A 15,224-nucleotide genomic window follows, 5' to 3' on the forward strand; every position below is an offset into this window, starting at 1 on the left:
CGTACCGTCGCATCATGACCGATCAGAGCAGCATCCCCGAGAACGACCCGGCCGACACCACCGACGCTGACGCGCCCGAGATGCTCGGCGGGCAGAGCGGTGACACCGCGGTGAAGGACCCCGAGGAGTGGGTCACCGGCGATGAGCCGATGACCGGCGCGCAGCGCAGCTACCTCGACACCCTGGCTCGCGAGGCGGGCGAGGAGATCCCCGCCACCCTGACGAAGGCCGAGGCCTCCGAGCACATCGACCGTCTGCAGCAGGCGACCGGGCGCGGCGCGACGAGCTGACGAATCCGACGCCGCGTTCGCCCCCTCCGGGCGGGCGCGGCGTCGTCGCGTCTAGTCGGTGTCGCCGGAGGGCGTCGGGACGGTGTCGGCGTTGTATTTGCGTGCCAAGACGGCAGTGCCGATGAAGATCGCGACCATCGCGCCACCGCCGACCACCCAGAGCACCAGGACATCGACGGGAATGGCGCCGGCGACGAAAGCGACGATCGCCACCGGGAGCCCCGCAAGGAAGACAATGATCGCCACCGTCGCAGCGACCCGAGAGCCGGACGGCGTGAACGGGGCCCGGAGTGGAGACGAAACGCGCGTTCGTCTGCGGGAGTCCATGACTTCAGTATGACGGGAGCGCGATGTGCGGCCCCCGGGGACTCAGGACAGCGCGGCGTCGATCCCGGCGAGCGGCACGGGCAGCCAGTCCGGACGGTTCCGTGCTTCATAGATCGACTCGTAGACGGCCTTATCGAGCACGAGGGCTCTCAGGAGCGCGGGGTCGAGTTCGATCGCACCAGGGGCGGTCTCGTAGGCCGACAGGAAGGCCTCACGGCAGGATGCCGCCCAGGCCGCGGCATCCGGGCCCGCACCCACGGCGCCCGCGTAGTCGAACGATCGAAGCATCCCGGCCACATCGCGCGGCGGCAGGTCGGGGATGGCGCGCTCGGCCATGGGGCGGAGCGGTTCACCCTCGAAGTCGACGATGCGCCAGCCGCCGTGCGGCACGGCGAGCACCTGTCCGAGGTGAAGGTCGCCGTGGATCCGCTGGAGCCTGGGCCACGGCCGGTCGAGCGCCTCGGCGTAGAGCGCATCGATCGCTGCGAGGCGGTCGGCGACGGCGGGGACCTCCGCCGAGGCGATCGCCAGACGGCGACGCCACGCGCGCCCCACCGCCTCGAGCTGTTCAGCCGCCGCATCCATGGACTCGAGGGCGTCGCTCAATGCGCCGTGAACGCCGGCGACCGCGACACCGAGGTCGCGGGCGGCGTCGGTGAAGTCGCGTCCCTCGCGGGCCGCGTCGAGGGCGATGGCCCAGCCGTCGCGGACGCCGGGGAGGAACTCCTGCGCGAAGCCGAGCGTGCCGTGTGCGGAGCCGGATTCGCGGCCGATGTCGGGCCATTCGGCATCCGCGCTGCCATAGAACTGCGGCACGTAGGGGGATCCGGCATCGCTCAGCACGCGCTGCACGGTGACGTCGGGGTTCTCGCCGTGGTGCAGCGTGCGGAACAGCTTGAGGATGATCGCGGGCGACCCGTCGACGTCGTAGACGATCGACGTGTTCGACTGCTCGCCGGTCAGCACCCGCGACCCGGTCACCCGGCTCGTGTCGACGCCCATCTCGGCGAGGAGTCCGACCGTGAAGGCGGGATGCCGCGTGGCATCGACCACGTGACGTCCGTCGTCCGTCGTGGTGACGGCGCCCTCGGCCGGCGGCTCGCTCACCTCGGCGAGGGGGACGTTGTAGAGCGTCGGCAGGGCGCCGGCGTCGTCCATCAGGAGATATGTGGTGGCGCCACCGGGCGCCGGCCGCGCATCGAGCACGCGGAACCGTGGATCGTGACTTTTGCCCGCGTACCAGCGCTGCTGCGCCACCCAGGCGCTGAGGTCATCGTCGAATCGCACACGATCACCATGACCCGCCGGCACCGGATCTAGGAAGGGGTGGACGGCGATTCACCGGGAAGGTAGGGGAAACACCGCCTCTGTCATGATCGACGGATGGGGGAACCAACGACCACAACGAGACCCGAGCCGGTTCCGGGTGGTGAGCGCCCGAGGTGGCGACGCAGGGTGTGGTTCACGGCGGGCATCGCGCTCGTGGCGGCCGCGGTCGTGGTCGCCGGGTGGCAGGTCGCTGCCCGGTCGGCTGTGGACGGCGTCCGCATCGTCTATGACGCGCGTCCGACCGCGTGTGAGGGGGCGAAGGTGAGCCTCGATCCGCCGTCGCCGTCCGACTCTTTCACCGGCGAGAACGGATTCGCGTGGGACGAGGATTTCTACTCGCCCGTGATCGAGGTCGTCCCCGGGATGACCTGCGTGCTTCGTCTCCACGTCGTCAACGACGGGTGGTCGGACGTCGAGGTTCACAGCATTCTCCTTCCAGGGATGGACGAGTCGTCCAACTCCCTCGTGCGCCCGACGTTCGTGAACCCCAACGGTCAGACGAGGCTCGCCGACACCGAGGACGGCGCTGTCTTCGCGATCGAGGGCATGCCGGTACCCGCAGGCACCAGGCAGTCCTTCGCGGTGATTCTGGAGATGAACGAGGAGGACGCCGACGCGTTCTCGCCGTGCACCGGATCGATGCCCCGCTCGCCGGAAGCGACCGTCTCGGCCCTCGGCGTGGAACGGACCGTCCCGTCGCCCGTCGACGCCGGCATCTGGTACTACGCCGGCTCCCGCGACTGCGACTGACGCCGGGTACCACACGGCATCGATCGACGCATGCCCCTGGCTGGGTATCGCGGTCGCTGCGACGGTCAGAGTATGTCGACAACTGATCAGCCCTCGACGGATGTTCCCTCGACCCGCGCGCAGCGTTCCGCGGATCCGACGCTCGGCGTCGTCTCGCGGCCGGCGTGGCGCGATGACTCCGCGTCGCTCCTGACCCGCGGGTACCGTTTCGGCGACCGGATCTGGCAGCGCGTGCCGCGCGGTGCCCGGTCGGCGCCGATGCGCCTGCTGTTCTCCGACGCGCTGCTGGTGCGCGGCGCCGAGGGGGTCGCGGCGTTCTACGACAACGACCGTGTCGCGCGCCACGGTGCGATGCCGCCCTTCATCCAGGAGACCCTCTTCGGGCACGACTCCGTGCACAGTCTCGACGGTGACGAGCACCGCCACCGGAAGGCCTCGTTCGTCTCTGCGCTCTACGAGGACGAGCAGGTCGGCCGGCTGCGTCCTCACCTCGAGCGGGAGTGGCGGCACGAGGTCGACGCCTGGATCGCCGGGGGCGAGCGATCGGCCTACGACGCGGCCGTCGGCGCGCTGGGGCGCGCGATCATGCGCTGGGCCGGGCTCCCCGGAACCGGCGACGCGAAGACCCGGTGGGCCGAGCGCCAGGCCCAGATCGTCGACGGATTCGGTGTGCCCTACTCGCCGGAGTACCTGCTCGCCGCGCTGAACCGGCGCTGGTCCGATCGGCACGCCGAACGACTCATCCAGGCCGTCCGCTCCGGACGACTCGACGCGCACCCGGGCACGGCGTTGAACGCCTGGGCGTGGCACCGCGATCGCGAAGGCCGGCTGCTGACGGCGCGGCTCGCCGGGATCGAACTGCAGAACAGCTTCCGCCCGATGATCGCCGTCGCTCGCTTCACCGCCTTCGCCGCGAAGCGACTGGAGGAGCATCCCGAATGGCGCAAGCGCATCGCCGCCGAGGTCGCCGAGCGTGCGTCGCTCGTCGACGGGCCGCTCGCGACGGCGTTCGCGCAGGAGATCCGACGCACGTCGCCGTTCGTGCCGATGCTTCCCGCGTTCGCGACCGAGGACATCGAAGTCGATGGGCGCACCGTCCGCGCGGGTGGACGCATCGTGCTGGACATCCTCGGCACCGACACGGACGACCGGTCGTGGGAGGACGCGGGGTCGTTCGACCCCGAGCGCTTCGTCGGCGTCGACGACTACGAGGCGATCGCCGCGTTCGTCCCCCACGGCGGCGCAGACGTCGCGACGAGCCACCGCTGCCCGGGCGAGAAGCTCGCGATAGCGGGACTCGCGGCCTCCATCAGCGCGATGAGCGATCCCCGCGTGACGATCCTGCCCGCGGGCCTGGAGGTGGACGAGCGACGCATGCCGACCAAGCCGCGCTCTGGCGGCCGGGTCCGCGCCGCGGGTTCGGGCGACGCCCGCTGCCCCTTCCACCGCGCCTGATGCCCATCGCACGCGAGTGCCATAGCGCGCCGCGAGGTGCAAGCCCCTCCGCATGAGGCGGCTCGGCACACAGGGTGTCCCCCGACCGGGAGGACCACCATGGCCGCACACCGCACCACCCACACGACTGGCACCGACACGAGAGGCGCCGACACGACGCGTACGGACGCGCCCGACCCCGAGTCGGCCAGTAAGCCCGACTCCGTGACCGACGTCACGAAGCGGTCGTGGAGGTACGTCCTCGGCAAGACGATCCGCGAGTTCAGCGCCGACCAGTGCACGGATGCCGCGGCCGGCCTCACCTACTACGCGGTCCTCGCGCTCTTTCCGGCGCTCATCGCGATCTTCTCCCTGCTCGGCGTCGTCGGGCAGGGCCAGTCCGCGGCGGATGCCGTGCTCGGGATCGTCCGTGACGTCGCGCCGTCCGACACCGCGAGCGCGCTCGAGGGCCCGATCCAGCAGGTCGCATCGTCGCCGGGCGCCGGACTCGCGTTGGTCCTCGGCGTTCTCGTGGCGCTGTGGTCGGCATCCGGATACGTCGGGGCGTTCTCCCGCGCGATGAACCGGATCTACGAGATCGAGGAAGGGCGTCCGTTCTGGAAGCTGCGGCCCATGCAGCTGCTCGTCACTCTGATCGCCGTCGTCTCGCTCGCGCTCGTGGCGCTCGGACTCGTCCTCTCGGGCGATGTCGCCCGCTCCCTCGGCGAGGCGATCGGCCTCGGGGAGGGAGTGCTCCTCATCTGGAACATCGCCAAGTGGCCCGTGATGCTCCTGATCGTCGTCTTCCTCGTCGCGGTCCTCTATTACGCGACGCCCAACGCGAAGCAGCCGAAGTTCCGCTGGATCAGCATCGGCGCGCTCATCGCGATCGTCGTCGTGATCATCGCGACCGCAGGATTCGCGTTCTACGTCGCCAACTTCTCGAATTACGACCGCACCTACGGCTCGCTCGCCGGCGTCATCGTGTTCCTCCTGTGGCTCTGGATCGCGAACAACGTGCTGCTGTTCGGCGCGGAGTTCGACGCCGAGCTCGAGCGCGGTCGGCAGCTGCAGGGCGGCATCGCTGCCGAAGAGGACATCCAGTTGCCTGCGCGTGACACCCGGAAGTCCGACAAGAAGGCCGAGAAGGAGCGGAAGGACGTCGACGAGGGGCGCCGCATCCGCCTCGCCCACGGAGACGACGCAGCAGAGGACGACAAGCGATGACCGACACAGACACCCGCCTGAAGCGGGGCATCACAGGCCCTCTTCTGTTCGCATTCATCTTGGGCGATGTCCTCGGCGCCGGGATCTACGCCCTCATGGGCGTGCTCGCCGCCGAAGTCGGCGGGATGCTGTGGGCTCCGCTGCTGGTGGCGCTGCTGCTCGCGCTCCTCACCGCCGGCTCCTACGCCGAGCTCGTCACGAAGTATCCGCGGGCGGGCGGTGCGGCCGTCTTCGCTGAGCGCGCGTTCCGCAGTCCCCTCGTCTCGTTCCTCGTCGGGTTCTGCATGCTGGCGGCGGGAGTCGTCAGCGCCGCCGGTCTCGCCATCGCGTTCGCGGGTGACTACTTCACGACGTTCGTCGACTTGCCGGCACCGTTCGTCGCGATCGTGTTCCTCGCCGTCGTCGGCGCGCTGAACGCGCGCGGCATCCGCGAGTCGATGGGCGCGAACCTCGTCATGACCCTCATCGAGTTGAGCGGCCTCGTGATCGTGATCGTCGTCGTCGCGATGCTCCTCACGGGCGGCGGAGGAGACCCTGGTCGGGTGTTCGAACTGCCGACGGATGCCGCCCTCCCGACGGCCGTGCTCGGCGGAGCGATCATCGCGTACTACTCGTTCGTCGGATTCGAGACGTCGGCGAACGTCATCGAAGAGGTCAAGAACCCCAGCAAGTCCTACCCGCGCGCCCTCTTCGCTTCGCTCATCACGGCGGGTGTGGTCTACGTGCTGGTCGGTCTCGCGAGCGCGATCGCGCTGCCGCCCGCCGACCTCGTCGATTCCAGCGGGCCGTTGCTCGACGTCGTCGCGGCCGCAGGTGTGGGGGTGCCCGCTTGGGTCTTCAGCCTCATCGCGCTCATCGCGGTGGCCAATGGCGCCCTGCTCACCATGATCATGGCGAGCCGACTCGCGTACGGCATGTCCGAGCAGGGCCTCCTTCCGGACGTCCTCGGTCGCGTGCTCCCGAAGCGGCGTACGCCGTGGGTGGCGATCGTCGTCACGACCCTCGTCGCGATGGGGCTCACCCTCATCGGTGACCTGAGCCTCCTCGCCGAGACGGTCGTCCTGCTGTTGCTGTTCGTCTTCCTCAGCGCCAACGTGTCGGTGCTCGTCCTCCGCCGCGACCGCGTCGAGCACGATCACTTCCGGGTGTGGACGGCCATTCCCGTGCTCGGGATCGGCTCCTGCATCCTGCTGCTCACGCAGCAGTCCAGCACCGTGTGGATCTTCGGTGCCGTGCTGCTCGCCGTCGGCGCAGTGCTCTTCTTCGCGACTCGCTGGCTGCGGTCACGAAGCGCGACGAAGGCGCATCAGAGCACCTTCGAGAGGAACTGACGCGTCCGCTCGCTCGTCGGGTTCGTGAAAACCTGCTCGGGCGAGCCGGACTCGATGATCCGACCGGCATCCATCACGACGACGCGGTCGGCCACTTCGCGGGTGAACCCCATCTCGTGGCTGACGATGATCATCGTCATGCCGGCGTCGGCCAGGTTCCGCATGACGGCGAGCACCTCGCCGACCATCTCGGGGTCGAGAGCCGATGTCGGCTCGTCGAACAGCATCAGTGCGGGACGCATGGCGAGCGCCCGCGCGATGGCCACGCGCTGCTGCTGACCGCCCGAGAGCGACCGCGTGCGGGCGTCGGCCTTGTCGGCCAGACCCACGCGATCGAGCAGCTCGCGGGCGTAGGCGGCGGCATCCTTCTTCTTCTCGCCGTTCACCTCGACGGGGGAGTACGCGATGTTCTCCAAGACCGTCATGTGCGGGAACAGGTTGAAGTGCTGGAAGACGAACCCGATGTTCGCGCGCTGGCGGGCGAGGTCGCGGGCGCCGAGCTGCTTGCGCGTGCCCCGAGCGTCCTCACGCTGACCGAGGAGCTCGCCGTTGATGCGGATCTCGCCGCCGTCGATCTCCTCGAGGCGGTTGAGGGTGCGGAGCATCGTCGTCTTGCCGGCGCCGGACGGACCGACGAGCGTGACCACCTCGCCCCGCATGACCTCGAGGTCGACGTCGTGCAGAATCTGCCGGTCGCCGAAGAACTTGCTGACGCCGCGCGCGTCGACGATCCGCGGGTCGCCGGTGGCCAGGGGAGCGGTGAAGACATCCATCGTGGTTTCCTCAGCGAACATCGGTGGGCTGGAGGGCGAGCGCGGGCGTCGGCGCCGCGGGGCGTCGACGCGTCCGCACGCCGAAGAGGCGCTTCAGAAGAGATTCGGCGCGAGGCAGGCCCGCTCGGGCGTTGAGCCAGTTCTCGATCGCCGTCTGGATGAGGGTCCACACCGTCGTCAGCAGCAGGTAGTAGATGGCGACCACGATGTAGACCTCGAACACCTTGAACGTGGCGGCGCTCATCGTGCTGCCGACCTGGAACATCTCCGAGACACCGATGACCGAGAGGATCGACGTGCTCTTCATCAGACCGTTGAACGAGTTGCCGAGCGGCGGGACCATGATGCGCACCGCCTGCGGCACGATGATGGCGCGCATCGACTTCAGCGGCGTCATCCCGAGCGACAGGGCCGCCTCGTTCTGCCCCCGGTCGACGGATTCGAGACCGGAGCGGACGATCTCCGAGATGTAGGCGCTCTCGTTGAGCATGAGTCCGACGATCGCGGCCTGCACCGCTCCCTTGATGAGAACACCCACGAGGTCGACATCCTCGAATCGGAAGAGCCCGATCGCGGCGAAGCCCGTGTAGATGATGACGAGCTGGACGAGCAGCGGAGTTCCGCGGATGACCCAGACGTAGAGGCTCGCGAAGACCTGGAACGGAAGGAACCGGCTCCGTCCCATGAGGGCGATGAGCAGACCGATCACGAGCGCGCCGACCATGGCCACGATCGAGATGACGATCGTCAGAGCGAGCCCGTTGAGGAACTGCGGGGAGGGCGTCAACAGACTCGCCCAGAAGTAGGTCCAGTCGAACGTCATGAAAGCTCCCGGTGGGATGAGGGGGTCGCCGATCGGGGGAAATCGACGACCCCAGTCAGGTGGTCAGGACTGGGTGATGTCCTGCTTCTGCAGACCCCAGGTGTCGAGGATCTTGCCGTAGGTGCCATCCGCGACGATCGCGTCGAACGCGGACTGCAGCTCCTTGTGGAGTGCGGCATCTTCCTTCAAGGTCGCGGCGCCGATGTCGATGACGCCGACCTGGTCGCCGACCGCCACGAACTGACCTTTGGACTGCTTCTCGTAGTAGTTGACGATCTCGGCGCTGTCGACGAAAGCGTCGATCTGACCGGCGATGACCTGCTGCAGAGCGTCGGCCGGGCGGTCCGTGAGCGTCACGTTGATGGCGGGCTTGCCGTCCTTGGCGCAGGTGGCGGACTGCTCGTCGACGAGGCTCGCACCGGTCGCGCCGGTGATGGCGACGACCTTCGTGCCGCACAGCGAGTCGTCGAGTCCCGTGATCTTCCTCGGGTTGCTCTTCGAGGTGGCGACGCCCGAGCCGGACCGCAGGTAGGGGACGAAGTCCGCGATCTCCTCGCGTTCGGGCTTGATGTAGAGCGCCGACATGATGACGTCGCACTGGCTGGCCTGGAGGGCGGGGATGAGACCCGAGAAGGCGTACTCCTTGATCTCGGTCTTCAGGTCGATCTGCTTCGCCATGGCCTTCGCGATGTCGACTTCGGCGCCGACGGGCGTCCCGTCGGCCTCGGTGAAGATGTTCGGCGGTGTGGCGAGGTTGGCGCAGATGGTGAGCGTGCCCGGGGTCAGCAGTTTCGCGTCCCCTCCGGAGCTGGCTTCACCTGAGCCGCCGCTCGCGCTGGCGCAGCCGGCGAGCGTCGAGAGGACGGCGACGGTCGCGGCGACGAACGCGAGTCGACGCGGGAGAGAGGTGGATGCGGACATGGGAACTCCTTGCTGCGGGGCGTGAAGATCGAGCTGTGTCGGGTGGACGATCTCGTGGATCGGCGGAGCAGTGAACCAATGGAGCAGGCGGTTTCGGGGAGTTTGACAGTTGGTCCTACCATCTGTCAACCTGTGCTCCAGGGACGCTCCCGAAGGTCCCGTCAGAGGAGAGGTGCGCCCATGGATTGGTCCACGCTTCGTCGCGGGAAGTCGCTGTCCGTGCCCGACATGCTGTCGGTGAACCTCGAGCGGCTCATCCTGAACGGCGAACTGAAGACCGGCGAGAAGTTGCCGAACGAGCGCGAACTCGCCGAACTCCTCGGAGCGTCGCGGGTGTCGATCCGTCAGGCCCTGCATGAACTCGAGGCGCGCGGAATGATCGACCGCCGCCCCGGGCGCGGGACCGTCGTCGTCGACCCCTCCGAGGGCGTCGGCAGCGCGGGGGCGGGGATCTCCGCCGTCCTCGCCGCCGAGGGCACCGGTGAGCTGCAGCGCATCATGGAGCTGCGCGCCATGATCGAGCCGCCCATCGCCGCGCTCGCCGCGTCGCGCGTGACGGCACGGGACGTCGAGCAGTTGCGCGCCTACATCGCCGACATGGAGAGCGAGTTCGACCTCGAGCGCTACTCCGAGCTCGACCGTGCCTTCCACCAGGCGATCGCCCAGTACACGCACAACCCCCTCCTGTCGCAGCTGACCGATCTGATCGCCACCGAGATCGCCCCCAGCCGCCGGCGGACGCTGCAGACTCCCGAGCGGCGCGAGACCTCGAACGCGGCGCACCGCGCGATCTTCGAGGCCATCGCCGAACGCGACAGCGAGCGGGCGGAGGCCGAGGCGCGCGCGCACGTGCAGACGGTGTTCAGCCAGATCCTGCGTGCGCAGGCGCAGGCGGATGCCGCGACGGAGCAGACCTCATGAGTGGCGCAGTCGCGACCTCCCACTACGCCGCGACCTCCGCGGGAGAGCGCGCGCTCCGCAGGGGCGGCAATGCCATCGATGCCGCGATCGCCGCCGCTGCCGCCCTGTGCGTCGTCTATCAGAACAACGTCGCGCTCGGCGGTGACCTCGTGGCACTCGTGCGCGACCCGAGCGGCCGCATCCGCTTCGTCAATGCGACCGGTCGCGCGCCGCGTGCGCAATCGCTCGAGGCGCTCCGTGAGCGTCACGGCGACGCCTTGCCCGACCGCGGCGTCGACACCGTCACGGTTCCCGGTGGCGTCGCGGGCTGGGGTGCGCTGCACGGTCTCGGCGGGCGCCTCGAGCTCGCCGACCTACTCGAGGATGCACGACTGCTGGCTGAAGAGTCGCCCGTCTCCCGGTCGACCGCGGCCGCCATCGTGATCGAGCGGGATGCCCTGGCCGCCGACCCGGGATGCGCCGCACTGTTCCTGCCCGGCGGGGAGGCTCTGGGTGTGGGGGTGCCGTTGCGCCAACCGGCGCTCGCTCGCACCCTCGCCGAACTGCAGCGGCACGGCATCGATGCCTTCTACCGCGGCGACCTCGCCGACAGGTGGGTGGCAGGACTCCGCGGCCTCGGCTCCCTGATCGACCTCGACGACACCCGCGATTACCGTCCCGTCGTCACCGAGCCCCTCACCCGTCGCGTGTTCGGCCTCGACCTCTTCACGGCCGGCCCGAACTCGCAGGGGTTCGCGCTGCTGCGCAACGTCCTCGCCGTCGAGACGGCCGGTCACGCCGACCCGCTGGGGAAGGATGCCGCCGCCCTCGCAGCGGCGTTCCGCCAGAGCAACGCCGTCCGCTCGGCGTGGTTGAACGATCCTGATGTCGGGCCGCACGACGGCCACGATCTCATCGACATCGCGGCACCTGAGGCGTCCGGCGCTTCCGCCCCGCCCGCCACCGGCGACACCGTCGGTCTCGTCGCCGTCAGCGACGACGGCTGGGCCGTCTCACTCGTGCAGTCGGTGTACTGGGCATTCGGTGCGTGCGTCCTCGAGCCCGAGACCGGCATCCTGTTCCAGAACCGCGGCACATCGTTCTCGCTCGATGCGGACCACCCCGCCGCGTTCGGGCCGGGCCGGCGCCCGCCCCACACCCTCATGCCCGTCCTCGTCGAGCGCGACGGGGAACTGCTCTACGCGGCGGCCACGATGGGCGGTCAAGCCCAGGCGCAGATCCACAGCCACCTGCTGCTGCGACTGCGGCACGGTGCGTCGGCGATCGAGGCGACGAGTGCCCCTCGGTGGGTCGTCGGCATCCAGGACGACGGCGACGCCGAGAACTCCGTGATCATCGAAGCCGACGTTCCCCGCGAGGTGCGCGAGGCGCTGTCCGCCGGTGACCTTCGTCCCCGGGTCGTCCCGCCCCGCGACGAAGCGCTCGGCCACTCGAACCTCATCGTCGCCACCGAGACCGGGTGGGACGCCGCCAGCGACCCCCGCTCTGACGGTTCCGCGGTGATCATCGAGGCGGCACGATGAGTACGGCGGAACCGCAGGCATCCGTCGTTCGGGCACCGTTGTACGCGCTGATCGTCCTGGGCCTCGTCGCCGGATACCTTTCCGGCCTGTTTGGCGTCGGCGGCGGGGTGATCGTCGTCCCGGCGCTGCTCATGCTCGGCTACGACCAACGGCGGGCAGCCGGCACATCCGTCGCGGCGATCTTCCCCACCGCCGTCGTCGGAACGGTGAGCTATGGGCTGGCCGGGCACGTCGACTGGATCGCCGGTGCCGCGCTCGCCGTCGGAGTCGTCGCTGGCGCGCAGATCGGATCGTGGCTGCTCGCGCGGCTGCCGCGCCGAACGCTGTTCTGGGCGTTCCTCGTGTTCCTGGTCTTCTCGGGCATCAGCCTGTGGCTGAGTGTCCCCCAGCGTGGCGACACGATCGAGCTGTCCGTGGTCACGGTGATCGCGCTCGTGGGCACGGGCGTGATCGTCGGCATCCTCTCGGGCATCCTCGGCGTGGGCGGCGGCATTGTCGTCGTGCCGGCGCTCATGTTCTTCTTCAGCGCCAGCGACCTGATCGCCAAGGGCACGTCGCTCTTCATGATGGTCCCCGGCTCGCTGTCGGGCACGATCGGCAACCTGCGCCGGAAGAACGTCGATCTGCGCGGCGGCCTGTGCATAGGCATAGCGGCGTGCATCGCCTCACCGCTAGGCCTGCTCACTGCCACGTCGATCTCGGCGTTCGCGTCGAACGTCGCGTTCTCGATCCTGCTCGCCGCGATCACGGCGCAGCTGGTCGTCAAGAACATCCGCGCCGCGCGACGCTGAGACCCGTCCCGTCCCGTTCCGCGGCCGGTGGGCGGCAGCTTCGCGGCACCGTGACGGGGAGCGGCCGTGGTCATCGGCTCGCGTAGCGTGACACGGTGACCATCGGCATCCGTCTGTCCCCTCTCGCCGAGATCCCGGCGACGACCCTGTACCGGATTCTCTGGCTGCGCGTGAGTGTGTTCGTGGTCGAGCAGGAGGCCGCGTATCCCGAGCTCGACGGGCGGGACATCGAACCCGGCGCGCTCCTCGCGTGGGCGGAGGAGGACGGCGCGGTCCTCGGGACGCTCCGCCTGCTCGACGAGGGCGAGCGCTGGCGCATCGGCCGCGTCGTCACGAGTGCGGCGGCGCGCGGCCGCGGGGTCGGCGCCGACCTCATGAGTCGGGCGATCGACGACGCTCTCGAGCGCGATGCGGCGCGGCCCTTCGTCCTCGACGCGCAAGAACACCTCGCGGACTGGTACGGCCGCTTCGGCTTCATCCAGTCGGGCCCGCCGTTCGTCGAGGACCGCATCCCGCACATCCCGATGGAGCGCCCGGCAGACGCCGCAGTGTAGGAGACGGATGCCGAGGGCGCGACCCCCATCTGTCCAGGGCAGCGGGGATGCACCATCGACCGATGCTCGAACTCCATTACGGCGACGGATACGTCGTCACCACTGACGCGATCGCCGACGCGGTGATGCGGTACGCGAAGACCCTTGCAGAGCACAAGGGCGCCGACCTCATCACTGTGCCCATCTGGACATCCGAGGGCCCGGCGACGTCGTCGATGCTCATCGGTCCCACCAGTCAGCTCTACACGATGCCTCATCCGGGTCCGGCGACCGCCATCGAGGATGAGTCGGCGCTGATGGATCTTCTGAGTCGGAACGATCGCCTCGTCCACCCTCCGGCGTCCGTCAGCGAGTACCCGTACGAGGAGGACGACCCCTGGTGCGAGGAGTCGTTCTGAAGCGCCCCCGCTGGCGATCGCCGCGGCGTAGTCTCGCCCTGTGCGACCGCTCCGCTACTCCATCAACGTGACGCTCGACGGGTGCGTCGACCACCGCGCCGGCATCCCCGACGCGCAGACACACGAGCACGCCGCGCAGCAGATCGCCCGCGCTGACGCGCTCATCCTCGGCCGGACCGTGTACCGGATGATGGAGGATGCCTGGCGACCGCCGGTATCCGAGGCGATGCCGGCGTGGACGCAACCGTTCGCGCGGACGATCGACGAGGCGAAGAAGTACGTGGTGTCGTCGACGCTCAAGGCGGTCGACTGGAACGCGGAGCTCGTCTCAGGCGACCTGCGCACCGAAGTCGAGCGGCTGAAGTCCATGCCCGGCGAGGGGCTCTACACGGGTGGCGTGACCCTTGCGACGGCGCTTGCTGGGTGGGGGCTGATCGACGAGTACACATTCGTCATCCATCCGCGCGTCGTCGGGAACGGGCCCCGCCTCTTCGAGGGGGTGGCGGAACCGCTCGACCTGCAGCTCGTCGATCGGTTGACCTTCAACTCGGGAATCGTGGCCGAGACCTACGTGCCGAATCGCTGACGGAGCGTGCCGACGTCGGCGTCCTCAACCATCACCCGCGCCGCGCCGGGTGAACGCGGTATGCCTCGGTCATCCTTCGGGCGGGGCGATGTCACGCCAGGCTGTGACGTGCACGGTCGCGCCGGGGATGATGTCGAGTGAGACCTCCCACGTCAGACGCTCCTGCCCGGTGGACACCGCGAGCCAGAGGCTCCGGGCGGCGAGGTGTCCGCGCACCGAATTGGCGTCCCAGCCGATCACGGCCCTCGCCGACGAGCCCGGCTGAAGGGTGATGGCCGCCGCGCCGGGGTCATCGCCCATGAATGAGCTTCCGTGCTGGACGTCCACCTGCAGAAGGTGGCCGTTCTGGTCTCCGTAGGCGACATCCGGGTACCCGTTGACGACACACGGCTCATCGGAGGTGTTCACCAGCGACAGAAGCTGGCCTCGGTGACCGGTGGCAGCGTCCTCCGCCGGAGCCAGGATCGTCGTGTTCGCCGAGGTGCACGCGTCGGCTGGCGTCGGGCCTTCCGCGGGCGCCATTGCGGGCACGGGCTCACCCGTCGCCGACGGGTCCGGAGCCGCCGCGCCGTCCGGGTCTGCTTGCTGCGCTGCGGTCGCCTCATCCTCGCGGAGCTGCGTCTGAGTCGCGTCGGACCCGGCCTGCGCGGCGAGTGGCAGACAGATCAATGCGACGGCGGCGATCGCAGACCAGGCCAGGGTGGGAACGCGTCCTGCGGCGCGAACCCGAGGGGCCGTCTCCGCCGGAGGTGCGATCGGCAGGCGAGCCCACGCGAGTGCGGGGATCCACCCCAGCGCCACCGCCCACCACGTCGTCACGGGGGTGGTGCCCATCATTCCGAGGGAGCCGCGGATGCCGAAGGTGCCCAGGCCGGTGAAGAAGCTCCCCAGATCGAGCACCGCGCCGATGGCGAAAGACGCGAGGATCGCGGCGAGCCAACCCGCGGCGAACGTGGCGCGACCCGACGAGAACCGCGAGGCGAGCACGGCGAACACTGCCACGAGCGCGATCGCGACGAGGATCTGAACGATGAACGTCCACGGGGCGGGGCTCGCGAAGGCACCGCGGGCCATGGGCGAAGGGACCATCTGGCCGAGACTCGCCAGGCTACCGCCGGCGGCGTACAGCAGGAATGGCGCCCAACCGCAGACGAACCACAGGGCGACCAGCACCCCTCCGCCGATCAGACCACGCCTCATCGTCCCCCCCGGGCGCCCGCCTTGGCGCGGACGTGACGACCTTACC

General features: G+C 69.4%; 17 protein-coding genes. 11 read left to right on the forward strand and 6 right to left on the reverse strand.

The window, feature by feature from the left end; translation table 11 throughout:
- The first annotated feature begins 14 nt into the window (after positions 1 to 14).
- Positions 15 to 290, forward strand: coding sequence for a DUF3072 domain-containing protein (locus MO1_RS01030; RefSeq protein ID WP_036310737.1), 276 nt, complete (start codon positions 15 to 17; stop codon positions 288 to 290).
- Between the two features lie 51 nt (positions 291 to 341).
- On the opposite strand, the gene MO1_RS14555 is transcribed toward MO1_RS01030, so the two are convergent.
- On the reverse strand, positions 342 to 536 hold the full coding sequence (locus MO1_RS14555; protein WP_157526335.1) for a hypothetical protein: 195 nt from the start codon (positions 534 to 536) through the stop codon (positions 342 to 344).
- Between the two features lie 123 nt (positions 537 to 659).
- On the reverse strand, positions 660 to 1,904 hold the full coding sequence (locus MO1_RS01035) for a maltokinase N-terminal cap-like domain-containing protein (RefSeq protein ID WP_060914969.1): 1,245 nt from the start codon (positions 1,902 to 1,904) through the stop codon (positions 660 to 662).
- A 168-nt stretch (positions 1,905 to 2,072) separates the two neighbouring features.
- On the opposite strand from MO1_RS01035, the gene MO1_RS01040 reads away from it, so the two are divergent.
- From MO1_RS01040 to MO1_RS01055, 4 genes are all read left to right on the forward strand, one after another.
- Complete coding sequence (locus MO1_RS01040) at positions 2,073 to 2,696, forward strand: hypothetical protein (protein ID WP_255209197.1); 624 nt, start codon at positions 2,073 to 2,075, stop codon at positions 2,694 to 2,696.
- A gap of 72 nt (positions 2,697 to 2,768) precedes the next feature.
- Positions 2,769 to 4,151: a cytochrome P450 gene (locus MO1_RS01045; protein ID WP_060915133.1), complete on the forward strand. Its 1,383-nt coding sequence runs from the start codon at positions 2,769 to 2,771 to the stop codon at positions 4,149 to 4,151.
- A 99-nt stretch (positions 4,152 to 4,250) separates the two neighbouring features.
- Positions 4,251 to 5,357: a YihY/virulence factor BrkB family protein gene (locus MO1_RS01050; protein WP_060914971.1), complete on the forward strand. Its 1,107-nt coding sequence runs from the start codon at positions 4,251 to 4,253 to the stop codon at positions 5,355 to 5,357.
- Positions 5,354 to 6,688, forward strand: a complete 1,335-nt coding sequence (locus MO1_RS01055) for an APC family permease (RefSeq protein ID WP_060914972.1) — start codon at positions 5,354 to 5,356, stop codon at positions 6,686 to 6,688. The genes MO1_RS01050 and MO1_RS01055 overlap by 4 nt, the downstream gene beginning before the upstream one ends.
- Here MO1_RS01055 and MO1_RS01060 read toward each other — a convergent pair.
- From MO1_RS01060 to MO1_RS01070, 3 genes are all read right to left on the reverse strand, one after another.
- A complete protein-coding gene (locus tag MO1_RS01060) occupies positions 6,664 to 7,461 on the reverse strand; it encodes an amino acid ABC transporter ATP-binding protein (RefSeq protein WP_060914973.1) in 798 nt (265 codons plus the stop codon). The two genes, MO1_RS01055 and MO1_RS01060, sit on opposite strands and share 25 nt — an antisense overlap.
- Before the next feature lie 10 nt (positions 7,462 to 7,471).
- Entirely contained in the window at positions 7,472 to 8,284 is an 813-nt protein-coding gene (locus MO1_RS01065; protein ID WP_060914974.1) for an amino acid ABC transporter permease, read from the reverse strand.
- A gap of 63 nt (positions 8,285 to 8,347) precedes the next feature.
- The gene (locus tag MO1_RS01070; RefSeq protein ID WP_060914975.1) at positions 8,348 to 9,205 is read right to left on the reverse strand and encodes an ABC transporter substrate-binding protein; all 858 of its coding nucleotides are present in this window, start codon (positions 9,203 to 9,205) and stop codon (positions 8,348 to 8,350) included.
- A gap of 180 nt (positions 9,206 to 9,385) precedes the next feature.
- On the opposite strand from MO1_RS01070, the gene MO1_RS01075 reads away from it, so the two are divergent.
- The 6 genes from MO1_RS01075 to MO1_RS01100 all read left to right on the forward strand — a co-directional run bounded on the left by MO1_RS01075 (position 9,386) and on the right by MO1_RS01100 (position 13,978).
- Positions 9,386 to 10,126: a FadR/GntR family transcriptional regulator gene (locus tag MO1_RS01075; protein WP_060914976.1), complete on the forward strand. Its 741-nt coding sequence runs from the start codon at positions 9,386 to 9,388 to the stop codon at positions 10,124 to 10,126.
- Positions 10,123 to 11,649: a gamma-glutamyltransferase family protein gene (locus tag MO1_RS01080; protein ID WP_060914977.1), complete on the forward strand. Its 1,527-nt coding sequence runs from the start codon at positions 10,123 to 10,125 to the stop codon at positions 11,647 to 11,649. Before MO1_RS01075 ends, MO1_RS01080 begins: the two co-directional genes overlap by 4 nt.
- Complete coding sequence (locus tag MO1_RS01085; protein WP_060914978.1) at positions 11,646 to 12,440, forward strand: sulfite exporter TauE/SafE family protein; 795 nt, start codon at positions 11,646 to 11,648, stop codon at positions 12,438 to 12,440. The genes MO1_RS01080 and MO1_RS01085 overlap by 4 nt, the downstream gene beginning before the upstream one ends.
- A 95-nt stretch (positions 12,441 to 12,535) precedes the next feature.
- Entirely contained in the window at positions 12,536 to 12,994 is a 459-nt protein-coding gene (locus tag MO1_RS01090; protein WP_036310632.1) for a GNAT family N-acetyltransferase, read from the forward strand.
- Between the two features lie 62 nt (positions 12,995 to 13,056).
- Positions 13,057 to 13,392: a hypothetical protein gene (locus MO1_RS01095; protein ID WP_060914979.1), complete on the forward strand. Its 336-nt coding sequence runs from the start codon at positions 13,057 to 13,059 to the stop codon at positions 13,390 to 13,392.
- Between the two features lie 40 nt (positions 13,393 to 13,432).
- Positions 13,433 to 13,978 carry a dihydrofolate reductase family protein gene (locus MO1_RS01100; protein ID WP_036310630.1) on the forward strand — a complete coding sequence of 182 codons (546 nt, stop codon included), beginning with the start codon at positions 13,433 to 13,435 and terminating at the stop codon, positions 13,976 to 13,978.
- A 69-nt stretch (positions 13,979 to 14,047) separates the two neighbouring features.
- Here MO1_RS01100 and MO1_RS01105 read toward each other — a convergent pair whose 3' ends face one another.
- Entirely contained in the window at positions 14,048 to 15,178 is a 1,131-nt protein-coding gene (locus tag MO1_RS01105; protein ID WP_082724346.1) for a DUF4232 domain-containing protein, read from the reverse strand.
- Between the last annotated feature and the right edge of the window lie 46 nt (positions 15,179 to 15,224).

This window comes from Microbacterium oleivorans NBRC 103075 (assembly GCF_001552475.1).
In the GTDB taxonomy this organism is placed as follows: Bacteria; Actinomycetota; Actinomycetes; order Actinomycetales; family Microbacteriaceae; genus Microbacterium; species Microbacterium oleivorans.